This is a genomic window from Paenibacillus allorhizoplanae (genome assembly GCF_927798215.1).
GTDB classification, from domain to species: domain Bacteria; phylum Bacillota; class Bacilli; order Paenibacillales; family NBRC-103111; genus Paenibacillus_E; species Paenibacillus_E allorhizoplanae.
This window is the reverse complement of sequence record NZ_CAKMMW010000008.1, coordinates 71323-87032: the sequence shown is the minus strand read 5'-3', so window position 1 is coordinate 87032 and position 15710 is coordinate 71323. Positions and strand designations below refer to the sequence as shown.

Here is a 15710-nt window from a genome sequence, read left to right as displayed (position 1 = left end):
ACTTCGCCTTTATTGTTCTTTATAAAGAAAATTTGTGATTATTCTTAAGGAGCTTGCGATATGGGCATTCCTAAAATTATTCATTATTGTTGGTTCGGCGGAAAGGAAAAACCGGAAATCGTAAAGCGATGTTTAGCGAGTTGGCAATTGCATCTTGCAGACTATCAGATCATAGAGTGGAATGAACGAAATTTTGACATTTACCGGCATCCATATACCAAAGAGGCGTATGCTGCTGGCAAATTCGCGTTCGTAAGTGATTATGCACGCGTGCACGCTCTGTATCATATGGGGGGGATTTATTTGGATACAGATGTGGAAGTATTTCGACCTTTCGATGATTTGTTGCATCATGAATCCTTCTGGGGTTTTGAACAGGCGAACTTTATTGCTACAAGCACGATTGGCGCGATGAAGGGAAATAAGCTTATCCAGCTGTTCTTAGAATCATATGAACAGAAAACATTTATTCGTGCGAATGGGAGTTTCGATTCTCTGACCAACGTAGCCGTGATTACGCGACTATTAACGGAGAGGGGATTAGAGCCTGATGGACTGCTTCAGGAGCTACCGAATTTAGGCACATTTTACCCCCAAACGTACTTCTCCCCCTACGATTATATTAACTGTCAAACGTTCAAAACACCGAATACCTATGCTATGCATCACTTCTACAAAAGCTGGCTTCCTCCTAAGGAAAGACGAAAAGGTCAGTTGAAAATGCTGCTGGCTAGACTTATCGGCGGACATAATATTGCCAGGATAAGAGGGTATCTCAAATGAGTCTATTGAAAAAAGTAATGAATACGCTTATAGCAGAGTGTCGCGGCCGAGGGGTGTATCATACGTTTCTCATGTATGCTTCACATCTCATGGGTATCCTTAGAGCTTTTGTGAACACACTCTTGTATTGGAATAATATGAAAGCCTCCATCTTCGCCTTGCAATCCAATAGTCGAATTGAGGCGTACAGCAAGCATGCTAAGATCCATATCGGCAAATTCGTCTTTATTCGAAAGCATACGAGTATACGAGTTGACCATCATGGAGAGCTTCACATTGGTGAAAAGGTGTTTATTAACGATAGCTGCCATATCAACTGTGCGAACCGGATTACGATTGGCCGATTATCCAAGATTGCCCCCAACGTAAGTATCAATGATCATGATCACAATTATAGGCATCTCGGTGGTGAGCACCTCATGAAAGGGGAGGTCATTATTGGAGAAAACGTTTGGATTGGTTCGAATGTTGTGATTTTGAGAGATACGTATATTGGTGATAACGCGGTTATTGCAGCAGGAAGCGTTGTGAAAGGGCGAGTCCCCGCGAATACCGTTTTCTTAAATAAAAGAGAAAAGAGCTACATTCCCTATGCGAACTAAAATTTTTATTTCATTGTTTGATATGGAAATTGGTGGTGTTGAGCGCAGCTTAATCAATATGCTGGAAAGCTTTAATTATGAGAAATATGAGGTTGATGTCTTCATCTGTCACCATTCCGGTGATTTGTTACATCTAATACCACCTGAAGTTCATGTACTGCCAGAGGTGCCGGCCTATACAGTGTTTAGGAAATCCGTTAAACAATGCATGAAGGAAGGTCATTTCTCCGCATTGCTGATTAGGGCGCTGAGCAAAACAGTGGCTGGTCTAAAGGCGAGAAGGAGAAAGCTGAAGGAAGGACCAGGGTACATCCAAATGCAGCTAGATTTGAAATATACAACTTTCGTGTTACCCCCCATTCAAAAGCACTATGACCTAGCTATCAGCTATGCTTGGCCTCATGATATTGTAGCCACGAAAGTCATTGCTGCGAAAAAGTTGGCTTGGATCCATACAGATTATAGCGAGCTTGAAATTGATAATCACATCGACCTTGCTGTATGGAATAAGTTTGATGCGATCGCCTCCATCTCAGATGCCTGTACAGCTGCATTCCTCAAAACCTATCCTACATTATATGACAAGGTTACCTTGATCGAGAATATTACTACTCCTGACTTCATCAAGAAAATGGCTGATGCTTCATTGCCAGCATTTGAAGCTGACCAAGGGGCGTTCACCCTCGTATCTGTTGGAAGACTATCCTATGTGAAGGGATTCGACATGGCGATTCAAGCTTTACGCCAATTACATGATAAAGGACTTACGAATATTCGCTGGTTCGTGGTTGGATATGGTGGATATGAGGCAGAGCTGCGGAAACTGATATCCGAGAATAGGTTGGAAGAAAGCTTTCTTCTACTAGGTAAGCAAACAAACCCTTATCCGTATATCAAAGCGTGTGATGTGTATGTGCAACCGTCACGTTATGAAGGAAAAGCGGTCACAGTGACAGAGGCCAAGATTCTCGGTAAACCGATATTGATAACAAGCTATGCGACAGCTAGCAGTCAAATAGAGGATGGTACGGAGGGATTAATGTGTGAGCTGAGTATAGAAGGAATCGCTGCTGGTATTGAGACGATGTATCGTAATTCGGAGCTCAGAGAGCGATTCGCGAATCACTTGCTTGAGAAAAATTTCAGTAATTCATATGAGCTGGAGAAGCTATACGGGGTGATTTAAGAATGGCAAACCATAAGATAAGTGTCATAATTCCTGTGTATAACGCGGAGAATTATATTATTTCTTGCTTAGAGTCTGTAATGAATCAGAGCTTCTCAGATATTGAGGTTATCTGTGTAAATGATGGTTCCAAGGATGGCAGTAAAGAGTTAATTGAAGCTTACATGAGATCAAATCCTCGAATAATGCTAATTAATCAAGCTAATCAAGGTGTAAGTATGGCTAGGAATATTGGGCTGCAAGCAGCATCTGGTGACTACATCGGATTCGTTGATGCGGATGATACGATAGATGCATCCATGTATGACACGTTATATCGTGCAGCCGTTGAAGGTGATTGTGATGCGGTGATCACTAACTTTGAGTGTGAGCTCGAAGGTTGTAAAGTGACAACGAAGTTTCCTTTTCCTCTAGGAATTGTACTCATGAGAGATTATATCGAGAGAGAAATTATGACCTATTTCTTGAAGTCAGATCAGCTGAATACGGTTTGGAATAAGCTATACAAGCGCAGTGCCATTATTGATTTCGGAGTAGAGTTTCCAAGGAATGTTGCATTAGGCGAAGATGGCATGTTTAATATGCAATTCTTTAAACATGCAAAACGGGTAACCTATCTCGACTATTCCGGTTATAACTATCGTGCAGTAATCGGAAGTGCAACTCGGAATATGAAGGAGAAAGATTACTTTCAGAGAGCACTTGATGTATATAGGTTAGATTTAACAGGTGTTTACACGAATGAGATCGACCCGCTAAAGCTAAAACAATTACGCTCATTTAAGCTTATCACGAATGTAATAGCTACGATAAATATGTATTTAAGAGCATCCAAAGACGTAGGTCTTGCTGAAAGGTTACGCTATGTGAATAGAATGATTAAAAATTCTGATGTGAGGGAAGCTTTGCCCTACTACTATCATGAGGCTTCCGGAACATTAAGCCGCTACGAGCGGTTTATTGCGGAGATGATTCGGAGGAAATCCATACTAGGCTTATATTGTGCTACAACGTATAGCAAGTTGAGAAATACATAATGGAGGAGCATTAAGAATGAGAATACTGATGTTTGCACACAATGGCAGCTTGAATCGTGGTTGCGAGGCTATCGTCCGTTCCTCGACGAGTTTAATCAAGGAGAAAATCAACGGTGCTCAGGTGTATCTAGCTTCAGCAAAACCAGAGACGGATCAGCTTATTACGAAATTAGATGGGATTTATGATGGTTCTTCCCAAAGAATCAAGAAGTATTCCTTCACATGGCTGCGCTCCTCTCTCCATGTCAAGTTGTTCAACGATGAGTCCTACGCCCTGGGTAAAATGAATAATAATATCGTGAAACATATTCCTTCGATGGATATATGCCTATCCATAGGTGGGGATAACTATTGTTATGGCGAACAGCCAGGCTGGTATGAAATTAATCGAAGAGTAAAAGCACAAGGGAAAAAGCTAGTGCTTTGGGGATGCTCTATAGGTGCAGAAGATATGTCGGAGCGAAAATTGGCAGACTTGAAGTTATTTGATCTCATACTGGCAAGAGAAACATTAACGTATGAAATGTTAAAGAGCAAGGGGTTGAATAATGTTAAATTGTGCGCTGACCCGGCTTTTACCATGGAAAAAGAAGAATTAAACTTACCAGACGGTTGGCAGGCGGGGAACACAGTAGGGCTTAATTTTAGTCCATTGGTTTCAGACAAGAATCCACAATCTCAACAAGCGGTACGAGACCTAATCCGGCACATTATAGAGACTACAGATATGACGATTGCGTTGACTCCCCATGTTATTGAAGGGGGAAATAATGATTTCGAGATTTTGCAGAAGTATTATGAAGAGTTTAAACATACAGGTCGAGTCATCCTTTTACCAAATGATCTCAACGCTACACAATACAAGGGGTATATCGCCAGAATGAGGTTCTTCATTGGAGCAAGAACCCATGCAACAATTGCGGCCTACTCCAATTATGTACCTACACTTGTTCTAGGTTACAGTATTAAATCAAAAGGGATTGCCAAAGATCTTTTTGGAGAAGAAAAGCTGGTTTTGAATCTTAAGGAACTGTCAAACAGCACAAAGTTGATTAGCGGATTTAAAGAGATGGTTGCTGAAGAAGATGAAATTAAGCGAAAATTGCAAGTTGCCATCCCCCATATGAAGCAGATGTCTTATAAAGCGGTGGAGCACTTAGATGAATTATTCCAATAATGCTGGCCTATATGAGGGATACGATGAAGAAAAAGTTATTATTTGTTATACCCAGCTTATTGGCTGGAGGCGGGCAGAAAAGTCTAATCAATTTGCTCTCTCAAATCGATTACCAACGGTTTGAGGTAGATTTACTGTTATTTAGCAAGACGGGTGCCTTTATGAATGCAATACCCAAAGAAGTGCAGGTTGTGGCGCTTACTTATCATCACCCAGCTTTTGCCGAGCATCTTGCGAAATCAGTAACAACGTTGATAGCGCATCGCCAGTTCAAGCTTGCTTACGCTAGGCTCATGTTTGCGGCACTAAACCGTTTTGTGAGAAATACGGCAAGTTCCGAACAGTATTCTTGGGAATATTTGAAAAGATCATTCGGTACGCTGGATCGAGAATATGACGTTGCTATCGGTTACTTAGAGAAGTCATCCATTTATTATATCGTTGATCGTGTGAAGGCTGCTAAGAAAATTGGCTGGATTCATACGAATTATGCAGACTCGGGGATGATTGCAAGTATGGATGAGCCCTACTTTAAGCAGTTAGACAAGCTAGTTACGGTATCGGAAGAATGCGCAAGATCACTGAAAGAAACTTTCACAGAGTTAACTGATAACATCACGGTGATTCAAAATATTGTTTCTCCTCGGATTATCAAAAGCGAATCGAATCGTGAGCCATCTGTCTTACAGAAATTCGATGGTGAATTCACGAATATTATTACTGTCGCTAGATTAAGTCATGAAAAAGGGATCGATATGGCCATTAATGCCTGTTCCTTGCTGGTAAATCAAGGCTACAAGGTGAAATGGTACATTTTGGGCGACGGTGCGGAGAGAGAAGCACTGGAGAACCAGATTGTGGCACTGCAGCTTCAAGATACTTTTATTCTGCTAGGTATCCAAGAGAATCCTTATCCCTTCATCAAAAATGCAGATATGTATGTCCAACCATCTAGATACGAAGGGAAATCGATTGCTATCGATGAGGCTAAGATTCTGAATAAGCCCATTGTAGTAACAAATTATGAATCTGCTAAGGATCAAATTACGGACGGTGTAAATGGCCTGCTTGTGGAGATGTCAGACGTTGGTATTAGCAAGGGCATTGAAGTGCTTATCAATCAATTCGAATTAAGGGAATCATTCATACAAAGTCTTGCTGAAGAGCAAATGGGTACAGAGGAAGAAGTATATAAACTTTACGATATTATCTAGTAGGATGGTCTAATAATGAAGAAAAAAATACTGTTTATTATGAACAATTTAAACTGCGGTGGAGCTGAAAAGGCGCTCATTTCTTTATTAGAGACCATAGATTACTCGATGTATGATGTGGATGTTTATCTCCTCAGACATACGGGGTTATTCTTATCGAAACTCCCCCCAGAAGTGAATTTACTGCAAGAACCAGCTGAATATAAATACTTCGACATGTCGATGAGAAAGGCTGTCTTTCAATGCCTTAGAAAAGGCAATTTGAAGATTGCATTACTTCGACTACTGGCGGGCAGTATTTATGTAAGTGAGAAGAACAGAATCAGATGTGAACAGCGTGTCTGGAAGTATTTAGCGAAGTCACTACCTAATCTCGAAACCCACTATGACATAGCTATTGGATATTTAGAGAAGAATCCTATTTACTTCTGCATCGATAAGGTGAAGGCTTCCAAGAAAATAGGCTTTATTCATAATGACTATGACAAGCTGGGAATGGATCCAAATCTCGACCAGGTCTATTTCAATCAGCTTAATCACCTCGTAACCGTATCGGAAGAATGTGGTCATATTCTAAGAGAACGATTTCCAACCCTAAGTCAAAATATTGAGGTTATGCATAACATCGTTTCTCCAGCTGCAATTCATAAGCTTTCTATGGAAACCGTCAACCTCAAAGAAAAAGACATTACCATTGTATCCGTAGGCCGATTGAATTATCAAAAGGGCTTCGAGCTTGCTGTTGAATCATGTAAAGGTCTCATTCAAGCTGGCTACCCAATCAAATGGTATATCATTGGGGAAGGTGAGGAGAGAGCATCCTTAGAAAGGCTGATCGAAAAGCATGATCTGAAAGATAACTTTATTCTTCTGGGCATTAAAGAAAATCCGTATCCATACATAAGAGAAGCTGATATTTACGTTCAACCCTCTAAATTTGAAGGGAAGTCCATCGCCATCGATGAAGCGAAGATTCTTCAGAAGCCGATTGTTGTTACGAACTTCAGTACCGCCAAGGATCAAATCAGAAACAAAATCAATGGACTCATTGTTGCGATGACGCCTGCAGCTGTATGTGAGGGAATTAGAGAAATTATCGATAATGAGGCACTAAGAAAACAATTAATTGTAAATCTAGGTCAAGAAATGCTTGGTACAGAAGCGGAAATTTATAAGTTATACCAATTATTCGTGTGACTGGGGAAAGGGGAGATGAAATGATGTTGCAATGGATTAGTCTGATTATTGTGAGTGTTATTATTGTGATCGCACTAATTGATCTGATTCCAATGGGTTTGGACTGGATAAATAGGATTCATATTGGGAGATATGATGATAAGCAGAAATGGAATGAATCGATAACGACGATCGGTGTGAAATGGTTGTCACGTACACCGAAAATTAAAGTGACTGATCAAACTCGGTTAGTTGCGATTGATATGCTGCAAGGGAATTATACGAAGCATGCGATTCAGCACTGGCAAGAAGCAGCGTTGCTGCTTGGCCTAGGTGAGTATGTGAAAAGTAATGACAATCCAGCAGAGATTAGGCAAAAAATCGGTGAATATGTTCATTCCAAAATGGATGGGCAAGGCAGTTGGGCGCGCAAACCAGAATACGTCGATGCTGCTATTCTCGCGTATGCGATCATGAAGTTGGACTTTCTAGAAGTAGAACGATATAGAAATGCATTAGACGAGACTTGGCATCTCATTCAAGATCATATTGGAAATGAAGGCTCTGTTGCATATCGCAAATTCATGGGCAAATATCGGTACGTGGATACGATAGGGTTTATCTGCCCCTTCCTCGTCGCCTATGGAATCCGCTATGGGAAAGAGGAATGTGTTGAACTCGCCGTAAGACAAATTCAACATTACGAGGAGCACGGAATGTTGGAAGGGCATCATATTCCAAGCCATGCTTATCAGATTGATAGTAAATTACCCCTTGGGCTATACGGCTGGGGAAGAGGCTTGGGTTGGTATGCAATTGGCCTTATCGATGCCTGGAATGAATTGCCTCAAGATCATGCAAGCAGACCTTTGTTGGAAAAGAGCATCATACGATTTGCCAAATCCGCAATTGTGTTTCAACAAAAGCAAGGCAATTGGAATTGGACTGTAACCCGTGAGGAAACGATACCAGACTCATCAACAACAGCAACACTAGGTTGGTTTATGTTGAATGCTTCACAAATCGATGAAATATCGGACATCTGCAGGCAGAGTGCTAATCAAGCTATTCGCTATTTGATGAAAGCAACAAGAAGGAACGGGGCTGTGGACTTCTCCCAAGGAGATACGAAGGATATTGGAGTCTATTCGATGTTGTTTAATGTGTTGCCTTTCACGCAAGGCTTTTGTATCCGACTGATGAATGTCAAAGTTGATTCCAAGGTTGTGTGAATATGCTAATTATTAGAGTGATTAGGGCCATTTCTGTCCGCATTAAGAATAAGCTGCACCCCCCGAAATCGGAGTTGGAGCAATTAAGAGATAGGGGGCTGAAATACGGGAAAAACTTCGAGTTTTATAATAGTCTGATTGATCAAGGGCACTGCTGGTTGGTAGAAATTGGTGATGATGTCACAATTACGAACAGTACGATTTTAGCTCATGATGCCAGTATGAAGGCTTATATTGGAAAATCCAAAATAGGTAAAGTTAAGATTGGTGACCGCGTATTTATAGGTTTCAATAGTGTTGTGTTATGCAACGTGACCATCGGCAATGATGTCATCGTGGCAGCGGGATCGATCGTTACCAAATCTATTCCTGACAATAGCATCGTAGCAGGCAATCCAGCACGTGTTATTGGTAAAACATCAGAATACATCGAGAAGCATAAGGCCAATCTAGCAGTTAAACCTGTGTTTGAAACGTATTGGCCGAATAAGACACAGGAACAAATTAAATTAATTCAAGAAGAACTGCAATATGATTTTGGTTACGATGAATGATTGTGTAAGTAATCCGAAAAAGAAATGCGGAGATCATGATGAGAGTAAAAAATTCGATAATAAATATTTCGGTTGGTATAGGAAATCAGTTGATAATTACAGCGCTAAGCTTTTTTTCTAGAACCGTTTTTATCAATACACTAGGTCTTGACTATTTGGGGATTAACGGGCTATTTACGAATGTGTTAGCCATGCTTTCACTAGCGGAAGCGGGTATCGGTTCGAGTATTATCTATAGTCTTTATAAACCTGTAGCAGAAAATGATGAGCACAAAATTAATGTGCTTATGAAGCTGTATAAAAAAACATATAGGATCATAGCCGGTGTTATTCTTCTCCTCGGTCTCATGGTATTGCCATTCCTTCATCTCTTCACGAAAGATACAAGTGTTACTAATCTTTATGTCATTTATTTATTGTTTTTACTAAATACAGCCATCCCTTACTTGTTTACATATAGAACAAACTTATTGAATGTTTATCAGAAGGGGTACATAGCTACAGCTATTTTTTCTGTATCGTCTATCCTATCCACATCATTGAAAATAGGCATACTCTATCAAACGCAAAATTATATTATGTATCTCGTCATTGATAGTACGATCACAATTATTAACTCTGCGATCTTATTTTATGTCGTTGGTAGAATGTACCCGTTTCTTAAGAAGAAGGTATTAAGTAAACTTGATCCAGAGTCAAAAGGGAATATCTTGAAAAATGTGAAGGCGATTGTGTTGCAAAACATAGGGACCTATTTGATTTACAGTACGGATAATCTCATCATCTCCTATTATGTCAATGTGGCAGCGGTGGGTTTGTATTCGAACTATTTTATGTTAATCGAAATTTGTAGAACGTTTATAAATCAGGTCTTCAATAATATTTATTATAGTATTGGTAATTTAGTGGCGAAGGAAAGCAAAGAAACCATATTCAACGTATATAAAGTGACAATGCTGCTCAATTTTTGGTTATATTCACTATTTGGCATTCTTTTGTTTGTGATGATAGAGCCTTTTATTACGTTATGGATTGGTTCACAGTTTCTTATGGATAAAATCGTGTTGATTGTTCTGGTCATTACTTTTTATGAAAGAGGAATGAGGAATTCCATTAGTGCGGTAAAAACGACAGCAGGTATTTTTCATGAGGATCGATATGTGCCGCTATGTCAGGCTGCAGTCAACTTAGCCTTTTCTATTGTACTCGTGCAACAAATTGGGATAGCGGGCGTATTTTTGGGTACCCTGATAAGCGCAATGTTGGTTCCTTTTTGGACGACACCATATTTTGTATATAAAAAAATATTTCAAAAATCCATCTATCACTACTTTATGAGTTACAGCTACTATGCTGTTATCGGAGTAGCGACTTGTTTAGCTACCTCTTACATGACTAGTTTCCTTGATGGACATAGCGTTGGCGTGTTTGTCTTAAAAGCGGCACTTGCGTTCACAGTTCCCAATATCATTTATATGTCTCTATTCTATAAAAGTGCAGAATTTAAATATTTACTTGGAATTAGCTTAGGGATTTTCGGTAGATTTCAGGGGAAAAAGAAGGTAGCCGCGTGATTAAATGTCAATTAAACATGGCAAAGCGAAGAGGCGATGGACATATAAGTCAAGTCAAATAATTACAGGTTTTATGGGCTTCATGATCAAAGGAATATTTATTTACCTATCAACCAAACAGAAGAGTTCCCTTTTGTTTCTATTGTAGAAGTTATCATTAATAATGAGATCAGAGTCTCATAGTTACAGTGCTTTAAATAAAAGTGAAGGATTTGAAATGAACCTATGCTAAGAATGCTTTTGCTGTTGTATGCAACTTTCCTATTCCTGCAACAATCTGTTTCAGATAACCCGCATTCACCCAATTCCTCAGATACCTCTACGATTCCAACTCAAGAGCAAAGTTCCATTTCCCAACAAGAGCAGACAACGACTTCCCCACAAGAAGGGGTCTACCAGCTTGAGTTAGCTCGGTGGCAGATTTACAATGATAATTCACATGCAGTAGAAACAACAGATGGCCTTAATCAAGCTCTTCAATGGGCTCATGATCAGGGCTTCACTGTATTTAAAGTACCAGCAGGGATGTATCTTATTGCCAAAGGCAAAAATGGGACAGATGATCCGCGTGGGCGAATAAATATGGTCAGTGATATGACATTTATGCTTGATCCAAATGCCGTCATTCAAAAGGAAACGAATAGCTTTCAGGACTATTCAACCTTATTGGTTGGTGTAGGGGTGAAAAATGTCATCATTACTGGTGGTACCTATCGAGGTGATCGGGACACACATGATTATTCAAGTGGTGGCACCCATGAAAGCGGGTATGGGGTTCTATTTCAAGGAGCGATTAATTCCAAGATCGATGGGGTAAAGGCATTAAACTTTACAGGGGATGGCCTTTGTGTAGGTGGCGGCAGCGGATTTATGCAGGATGTGTATGCGGATGGTTTTGAATCTGGAGGAATTGATGACAATGGGAGTCTGGTTTCGGATTCCTCCAAGGTTAGAACCAAAATGAGCTATAAGCTAATGCACGCTTCATTTGACCTAACACATGCTTTCATTGTTGATAATGGTCAACATCTCTCCTATGAGTACGATATTTATTTTTATAAAGAAAATGGAACTTTCCTCTCTCTAATCAAACAACAAAAGCAAGGTCAATACGTTCAAATCCCTACCGGAGCACATTCAATTCGCCTAGCTTTTAGCGGGAAGCCCGAAACGGGTCAGTATGCGGAAATTTGGAATAGAGTGCAGTCCACGAATGTGGTTGTACAAAAATCTGAATCTTCCTTCAATCGCAGACAGGGATTAACGATCAATGGGGGGAAAGACATCCTTATCCAGCATAACTCTTTTCATGATATAGGGGGAACTGGAGGAACCGCACCAATGGCTGGAATTGATGTTGAAGGTGGAGCTGGAGATAACGGCTTTATTAATGAGAATATTACGATTACAAACAATGAGTTTTACAATAATAGTCGTTATGATGTCATTTTCTATGACGGACATCATGGTACTTTAGAAAACAATCATTTAGCATCCAAAGGAGCCATCGGCCTAGCTGTATCGGATCCATTCACAAGTGCCGTGATTAAGGATAATCACTTTGACGGAACAAGCATTTATGCGGGTCATGATGTGTCATTTATCGGGAATGTTATGAATGATTCCATGACACATTTGGAGGGACCTCGGATTGATATCAAAGGTATGACATTCAAGGATGCAATTTTCTCGATTAGCAGTTCCGTACCCTATGGGGTTACTGCATCAGATATACAAATTCAAATTACGAAGAATACAGCTGAAGCAGGCTTAAGCATCTGGAAAAACCCTGTGCACCTTACAAATGTAACTATACAGGGGGCACCAGCGCTTCGATCTGTAACAGGTGAGGCCTTGGATGGAAACATCTTTGATAATTTGAAGGTTATCGGATATAACTCAAAGTATGGGTTGGAATTGCCGCCAGGTACCTATAATCAATGTGTTTTCGAGGCCCCTCAGGATCAAGGAATGGTTGGGCCGAGCATAGGATTTGCAGGCACATATCAATTTAACGAGTGCTCCTTTAAGGGGATTGGACTTCGGGCAGGCAACGACAGACTAAATCTGACCGTTCATGATTCCACATTTGACCTCGCAGGCAATAAATCTGCCATTGTCGTTGATGCCGCGGCAGCAGTTGAAATTTCGGATAATAACATTGCCGCCATGCAGCTTTCTTCTGAATATCCTGCTGAAACCGTGTTATTAAACGATGATGCTCATGGTGAAGGAACAAATCACATACGGAAAGTTGTAATTACCGGTAATACAATTACAACGAGTAGAGATACCGTTGGTATTTCTACTTACCATGTGGGAGTTGGAACAGAGCCATTCACTATTGAAAATAACAGCTTAATCAAAGCAAAATTAAAGTTAAGGGCGAATGATATAGCTAGAAACAACGTGGAAAAGTAAACATAAAAAAGGAAGTACATAGGGCGTGGACGGATACCCTTGACTTCCTTTTTGCGTTATTCAATTAAATAGTAAGGTTTTCGATCATCCGTGTGTTTGTGTTGGCATCGACGACTACGTTGCTGAAAATACTTCTTGCAACTGTCATAGATTTAGGTCGTGTCAGCCAATGCATATTGATATTGGAGTTTTCCATATAGCTGTTGGTAATGACAGCTTGATTCGTGTTATCCGATTTGTTAATACTTGAGTTAAGGAAAGTGCTCCGATTATTGGTTACATTACCATTGTAGTTAACCCCAACATTTTGAAATAGAATTTGATCTGCAATGATCTTCCTTGTAAATTGTGTGTCGGTTGATCCCAGATTAATATCCCCACCAAGGATGCTGGTTCTAATACGTTGAAATACGCAATTGCTGATTTCACAGCTCTCAAAGTTGGCTCCACCTTCAATGACAGTAACGCCATCTACTAGGATTGGTCTTCCTACGTAATTCGCAGGTGAAATAATTTCAAGCTCGTAGTTTTTAACAGTGATATTCCGAATCACACCGCCGCTTAATAACAAGGCGAAATTTTTGGATAACGAGTTATCATTTCTCCAATCTCTTTCAACCACAACATCCGAAATATAGATTCGACCATAATTGTATCTACTAATATTATATCCGCTTATTCCAGCATCTGTTAACGTAATGGCCGTCCCATTCGCAGACTCCGATATTTTGAAGCTATTGGCCGTCACACTAACCGTGTAATAAATCTTTTCCACACTGATGCCGGTAGGGACTTTACCAAGCCATTGTTCAAACACAACTTTTGCCCCATTGCCCATACCGTGAGGGGAGCTATAGGAGAATGTCGAATTAGCAACATTGACAGTTGGCATGCCAAAATATCCAGTTAAGCTAGAGCCTGAGAATTCACCATTCTTGATTTGACAATTCGTAATAAATGCCCCGGCAATATCCGCGATCTTAATACTCGCATTATTACACACTGCGCCATGAAGGAAGTTGTCTCCTTTTACAACAAGTTCACATCCAATTAGCGTATTATTCAAGTATTTCACATACATGTTTATTGGATAGGAGCTAATGCCACCGACATTATAACCTTCAAAAGTGTTATCCTCTAAAACAATATTGTAACCATCGGCATTTACGAAATGCCCGCGGCTATTGTTAGCAATGTAGTTATCTTTAATATAGATGCGTGTATTAAGCTCTAAACCAGGTTGATTTAACTCAGGACGGAAAGTAGGAATATTCGTTTCTGACCACATGGATTCAATGTCAATACCGAACATGGGGGATGTACCGTCTTCTGTTACGCCATCATCCGCTTTACCAATATGATGGATTTTGTTGTTACTAATGGTCACGTCCGTTGATCCAATAAGTGAAATTCCTTGCCGTCTACAGTGGTGCAAGTTGCAATTATGGACCGAAATGAAAGAACCCATTTGCTCCTGTGTATATTCACTCGGATTAAGCTTATATTCCAGCCAGGTAGTTGTAATCGCGTCTCCAGTGCAATTACTAATGTCCACATTGACAATTTGAACGTTATTAGCTCCAAAGAGCTCAATGCCGTGTCCCCATTCGTGCGTGTAGTTCTGTGCATCTAATTTAGCGTTAATTTGTGCGATTTGAGCATCAGTTAATGGTGACGCAGTGATGTCAACCGTAAAGATCATTTTATTCGCATTGGCGATATCTGCAACCCAACCGCGGCCTGCTGGTGCAGCGGGAGCGAAGAGCCCATTGTTTCGATATCCAGCTAATGTACTGCTTGAAATTATATCTTTATACTGGTAGAAATTATATCCTGGATTGCTGATACCGCTAATTGACCATAATCGAAATAGTTGAAGCATGCCTGGATTACTATAGCGATCAACAACCTGGCTGCGAATAAAATTGGGGTTCGAATTCAAAGATCCATCCGTATTTACGCCGCCTCTAACGAATTTAATTCCTAATTGATAAATATGCGTTTTCTTATCACCAATGACGGTGCCGCCTGAAATGATGACATCACTAACACCCTTCATATAGAAAATGCTATACCAAGGGGATGAATTCGCTTCCAATTGTAAGATACAGCCATCAACCATTTCAAAATGCATACTACTTTGCATGATAATACAGGCATAGGTCGTACTATCCATTTTCAAGGCATATGTCCCTTTAGGCAATACACAATGCGTAAACCCTTGCGATTTAGCCCAGAGCAGGGCGTCATTAATACCTTTGGTCGTAGCCGCCGAGTTTGTACCATCATTCTTAATCGACCATCTGCCTAGATCAATTACATAAGATGCTGAAGTAGTTGAAGCAGATGGAATGGGGGAAACCGCCGGTTGTTTCGGGATCCAACGCATGGTTGATGCATCATAAGTTAATACATCATTGTTGGCAGGCAACTTGGTGGTTAAATTAACATCATCTAAGTCACTAAGGTTTGCTCGTATCATCCATGTTCACCTCTTTCTATTTTTTTTGTTTATATTAAGGTATGATTTACTAGATAAATGTGATCGGGGTGTAAGACTAGAAAGGTCGCCATTATTTTGTTATTGACATGTTCTCTATAAAGAACTACAATGAAAATAAGTCAACACAGCTATATTATGGCTCTTTTTTTTCATATAATCGTTCTTTATAAAGAATAATTATATGTGAAATGTTCTCTATAATAGGAACGAGGCGGATTAATAGAGTAACGTTCTTTATAAAGAACATTCTT

The 15710-nt window shown here is 40.1% G+C and carries 12 protein-coding genes; 11 read left to right on the top strand and 1 reads right to left on the bottom strand.

Annotation, left to right across the window (positions count from 1 at the left end; translation table 11 throughout):
• Positions 1-60: 60 nt before the first annotated feature.
• From L6I86_RS15400 to L6I86_RS15350, 11 genes are all read left to right on the top strand, one after another.
• Positions 61-783: a glycosyltransferase family 32 protein gene (locus tag L6I86_RS15400; RefSeq protein ID WP_236288417.1), complete on the top strand. Its 723-nt coding sequence runs from the start codon at positions 61-63 to the stop codon at positions 781-783.
• Positions 780-1385 carry an acyltransferase gene (locus L6I86_RS15395; RefSeq protein WP_236288415.1) on the top strand — a complete coding sequence of 202 codons (606 nt, stop codon included), beginning with the start codon at positions 780-782 and terminating at the stop codon, positions 1383-1385. The genes L6I86_RS15400 and L6I86_RS15395 overlap by 4 nt, the downstream gene beginning before the upstream one ends.
• Entirely contained in the window at positions 1375-2571 is a 1197-nt protein-coding gene (locus tag L6I86_RS15390; protein ID WP_236288413.1) for a glycosyltransferase, read from the top strand. Before L6I86_RS15395 ends, L6I86_RS15390 begins: the two co-directional genes overlap by 11 nt.
• A gap of 2 nt (positions 2572-2573) precedes the next feature.
• Positions 2574-3608, top strand: coding sequence for a glycosyltransferase family 2 protein (locus L6I86_RS15385; protein ID WP_236288411.1), 1035 nt, complete (start codon positions 2574-2576; stop codon positions 3606-3608).
• Between the two features lie 16 nt (positions 3609-3624).
• A complete protein-coding gene (locus tag L6I86_RS15380) occupies positions 3625-4785 on the top strand; it encodes a polysaccharide pyruvyl transferase family protein (protein WP_236288409.1) in 1161 nt (386 codons plus the stop codon).
• A 23-nt stretch (positions 4786-4808) separates the two neighbouring features.
• Positions 4809-5999: a glycosyltransferase gene (locus L6I86_RS15375; RefSeq protein WP_236288407.1), complete on the top strand. Its 1191-nt coding sequence runs from the start codon at positions 4809-4811 to the stop codon at positions 5997-5999.
• A 15-nt stretch (positions 6000-6014) separates the two neighbouring features.
• Entirely contained in the window at positions 6015-7196 is a 1182-nt protein-coding gene (locus tag L6I86_RS15370; protein ID WP_236288405.1) for a glycosyltransferase, read from the top strand.
• Between the two features lie 20 nt (positions 7197-7216).
• Positions 7217-8407, top strand: a complete 1191-nt coding sequence (locus tag L6I86_RS15365; RefSeq protein ID WP_236288403.1) for a glycoside hydrolase family 88 protein — start codon at positions 7217-7219, stop codon at positions 8405-8407.
• Between the two features lie 2 nt (positions 8408-8409).
• Positions 8410-8961: an acyltransferase gene (locus L6I86_RS15360; protein WP_236288402.1), complete on the top strand. Its 552-nt coding sequence runs from the start codon at positions 8410-8412 to the stop codon at positions 8959-8961.
• Between the two features lie 38 nt (positions 8962-8999).
• Positions 9000-10535, top strand: coding sequence for a lipopolysaccharide biosynthesis protein (locus L6I86_RS15355; protein WP_236288400.1), 1536 nt, complete (start codon positions 9000-9002; stop codon positions 10533-10535).
• Between the two features lie 225 nt (positions 10536-10760).
• The gene (locus L6I86_RS15350; RefSeq protein ID WP_236288399.1) at positions 10761-12956 is read left to right on the top strand and encodes a right-handed parallel beta-helix repeat-containing protein; all 2196 of its coding nucleotides are present in this window, start codon (positions 10761-10763) and stop codon (positions 12954-12956) included.
• 64 nt (positions 12957-13020) lie between these two features.
• On the opposite strand, the gene L6I86_RS15345 is transcribed toward L6I86_RS15350, so the two are convergent.
• The gene (locus tag L6I86_RS15345) at positions 13021-15438 is read right to left on the bottom strand and encodes a right-handed parallel beta-helix repeat-containing protein (RefSeq protein ID WP_236288398.1); all 2418 of its coding nucleotides are present in this window, start codon (positions 15436-15438) and stop codon (positions 13021-13023) included.
• Between the last annotated feature and the right edge of the window lie 272 nt (positions 15439-15710).

Excerpts from the sequence above, each read along its gene's own strand:
- L6I86_RS15400 (WP_236288417.1), top strand. The coding sequence starts at position 61 with ATGGGCATTCCTAAAATTATTCATTATTGTTGGTTCGGCGGAAAGGAA.
- L6I86_RS15345 (WP_236288398.1), bottom strand. The coding sequence starts at position 15,438 with ATGATACGAGCAAACCTTAGTGACTTAGATGATGTTAATTTAACCACC.
- L6I86_RS15390 (WP_236288413.1), top strand. The coding sequence starts at position 1,375 with ATGCGAACTAAAATTTTTATTTCATTGTTTGATATGGAAATTGGTGGT.
- L6I86_RS15360 (WP_236288402.1), top strand. The coding sequence starts at position 8,410 with ATGCTAATTATTAGAGTGATTAGGGCCATTTCTGTCCGCATTAAGAAT.
- L6I86_RS15395 (WP_236288415.1), top strand. The coding sequence starts at position 780 with ATGAGTCTATTGAAAAAAGTAATGAATACGCTTATAGCAGAGTGTCGC.
- L6I86_RS15370 (WP_236288405.1), top strand. The coding sequence starts at position 6,015 with ATGAAGAAAAAAATACTGTTTATTATGAACAATTTAAACTGCGGTGGA.
- L6I86_RS15365 (WP_236288403.1), top strand. The coding sequence starts at position 7,217 with ATGATGTTGCAATGGATTAGTCTGATTATTGTGAGTGTTATTATTGTG.
- L6I86_RS15385 (WP_236288411.1), top strand. The coding sequence starts at position 2,574 with ATGGCAAACCATAAGATAAGTGTCATAATTCCTGTGTATAACGCGGAG.
- L6I86_RS15355 (WP_236288400.1), top strand. The coding sequence starts at position 9,000 with ATGAGAGTAAAAAATTCGATAATAAATATTTCGGTTGGTATAGGAAAT.
- L6I86_RS15380 (WP_236288409.1), top strand. The coding sequence starts at position 3,625 with ATGAGAATACTGATGTTTGCACACAATGGCAGCTTGAATCGTGGTTGC.
- L6I86_RS15375 (WP_236288407.1), top strand. The coding sequence starts at position 4,809 with ATGAAGAAAAAGTTATTATTTGTTATACCCAGCTTATTGGCTGGAGGC.
- L6I86_RS15350 (WP_236288399.1), top strand. The coding sequence starts at position 10,761 with ATGCTAAGAATGCTTTTGCTGTTGTATGCAACTTTCCTATTCCTGCAA.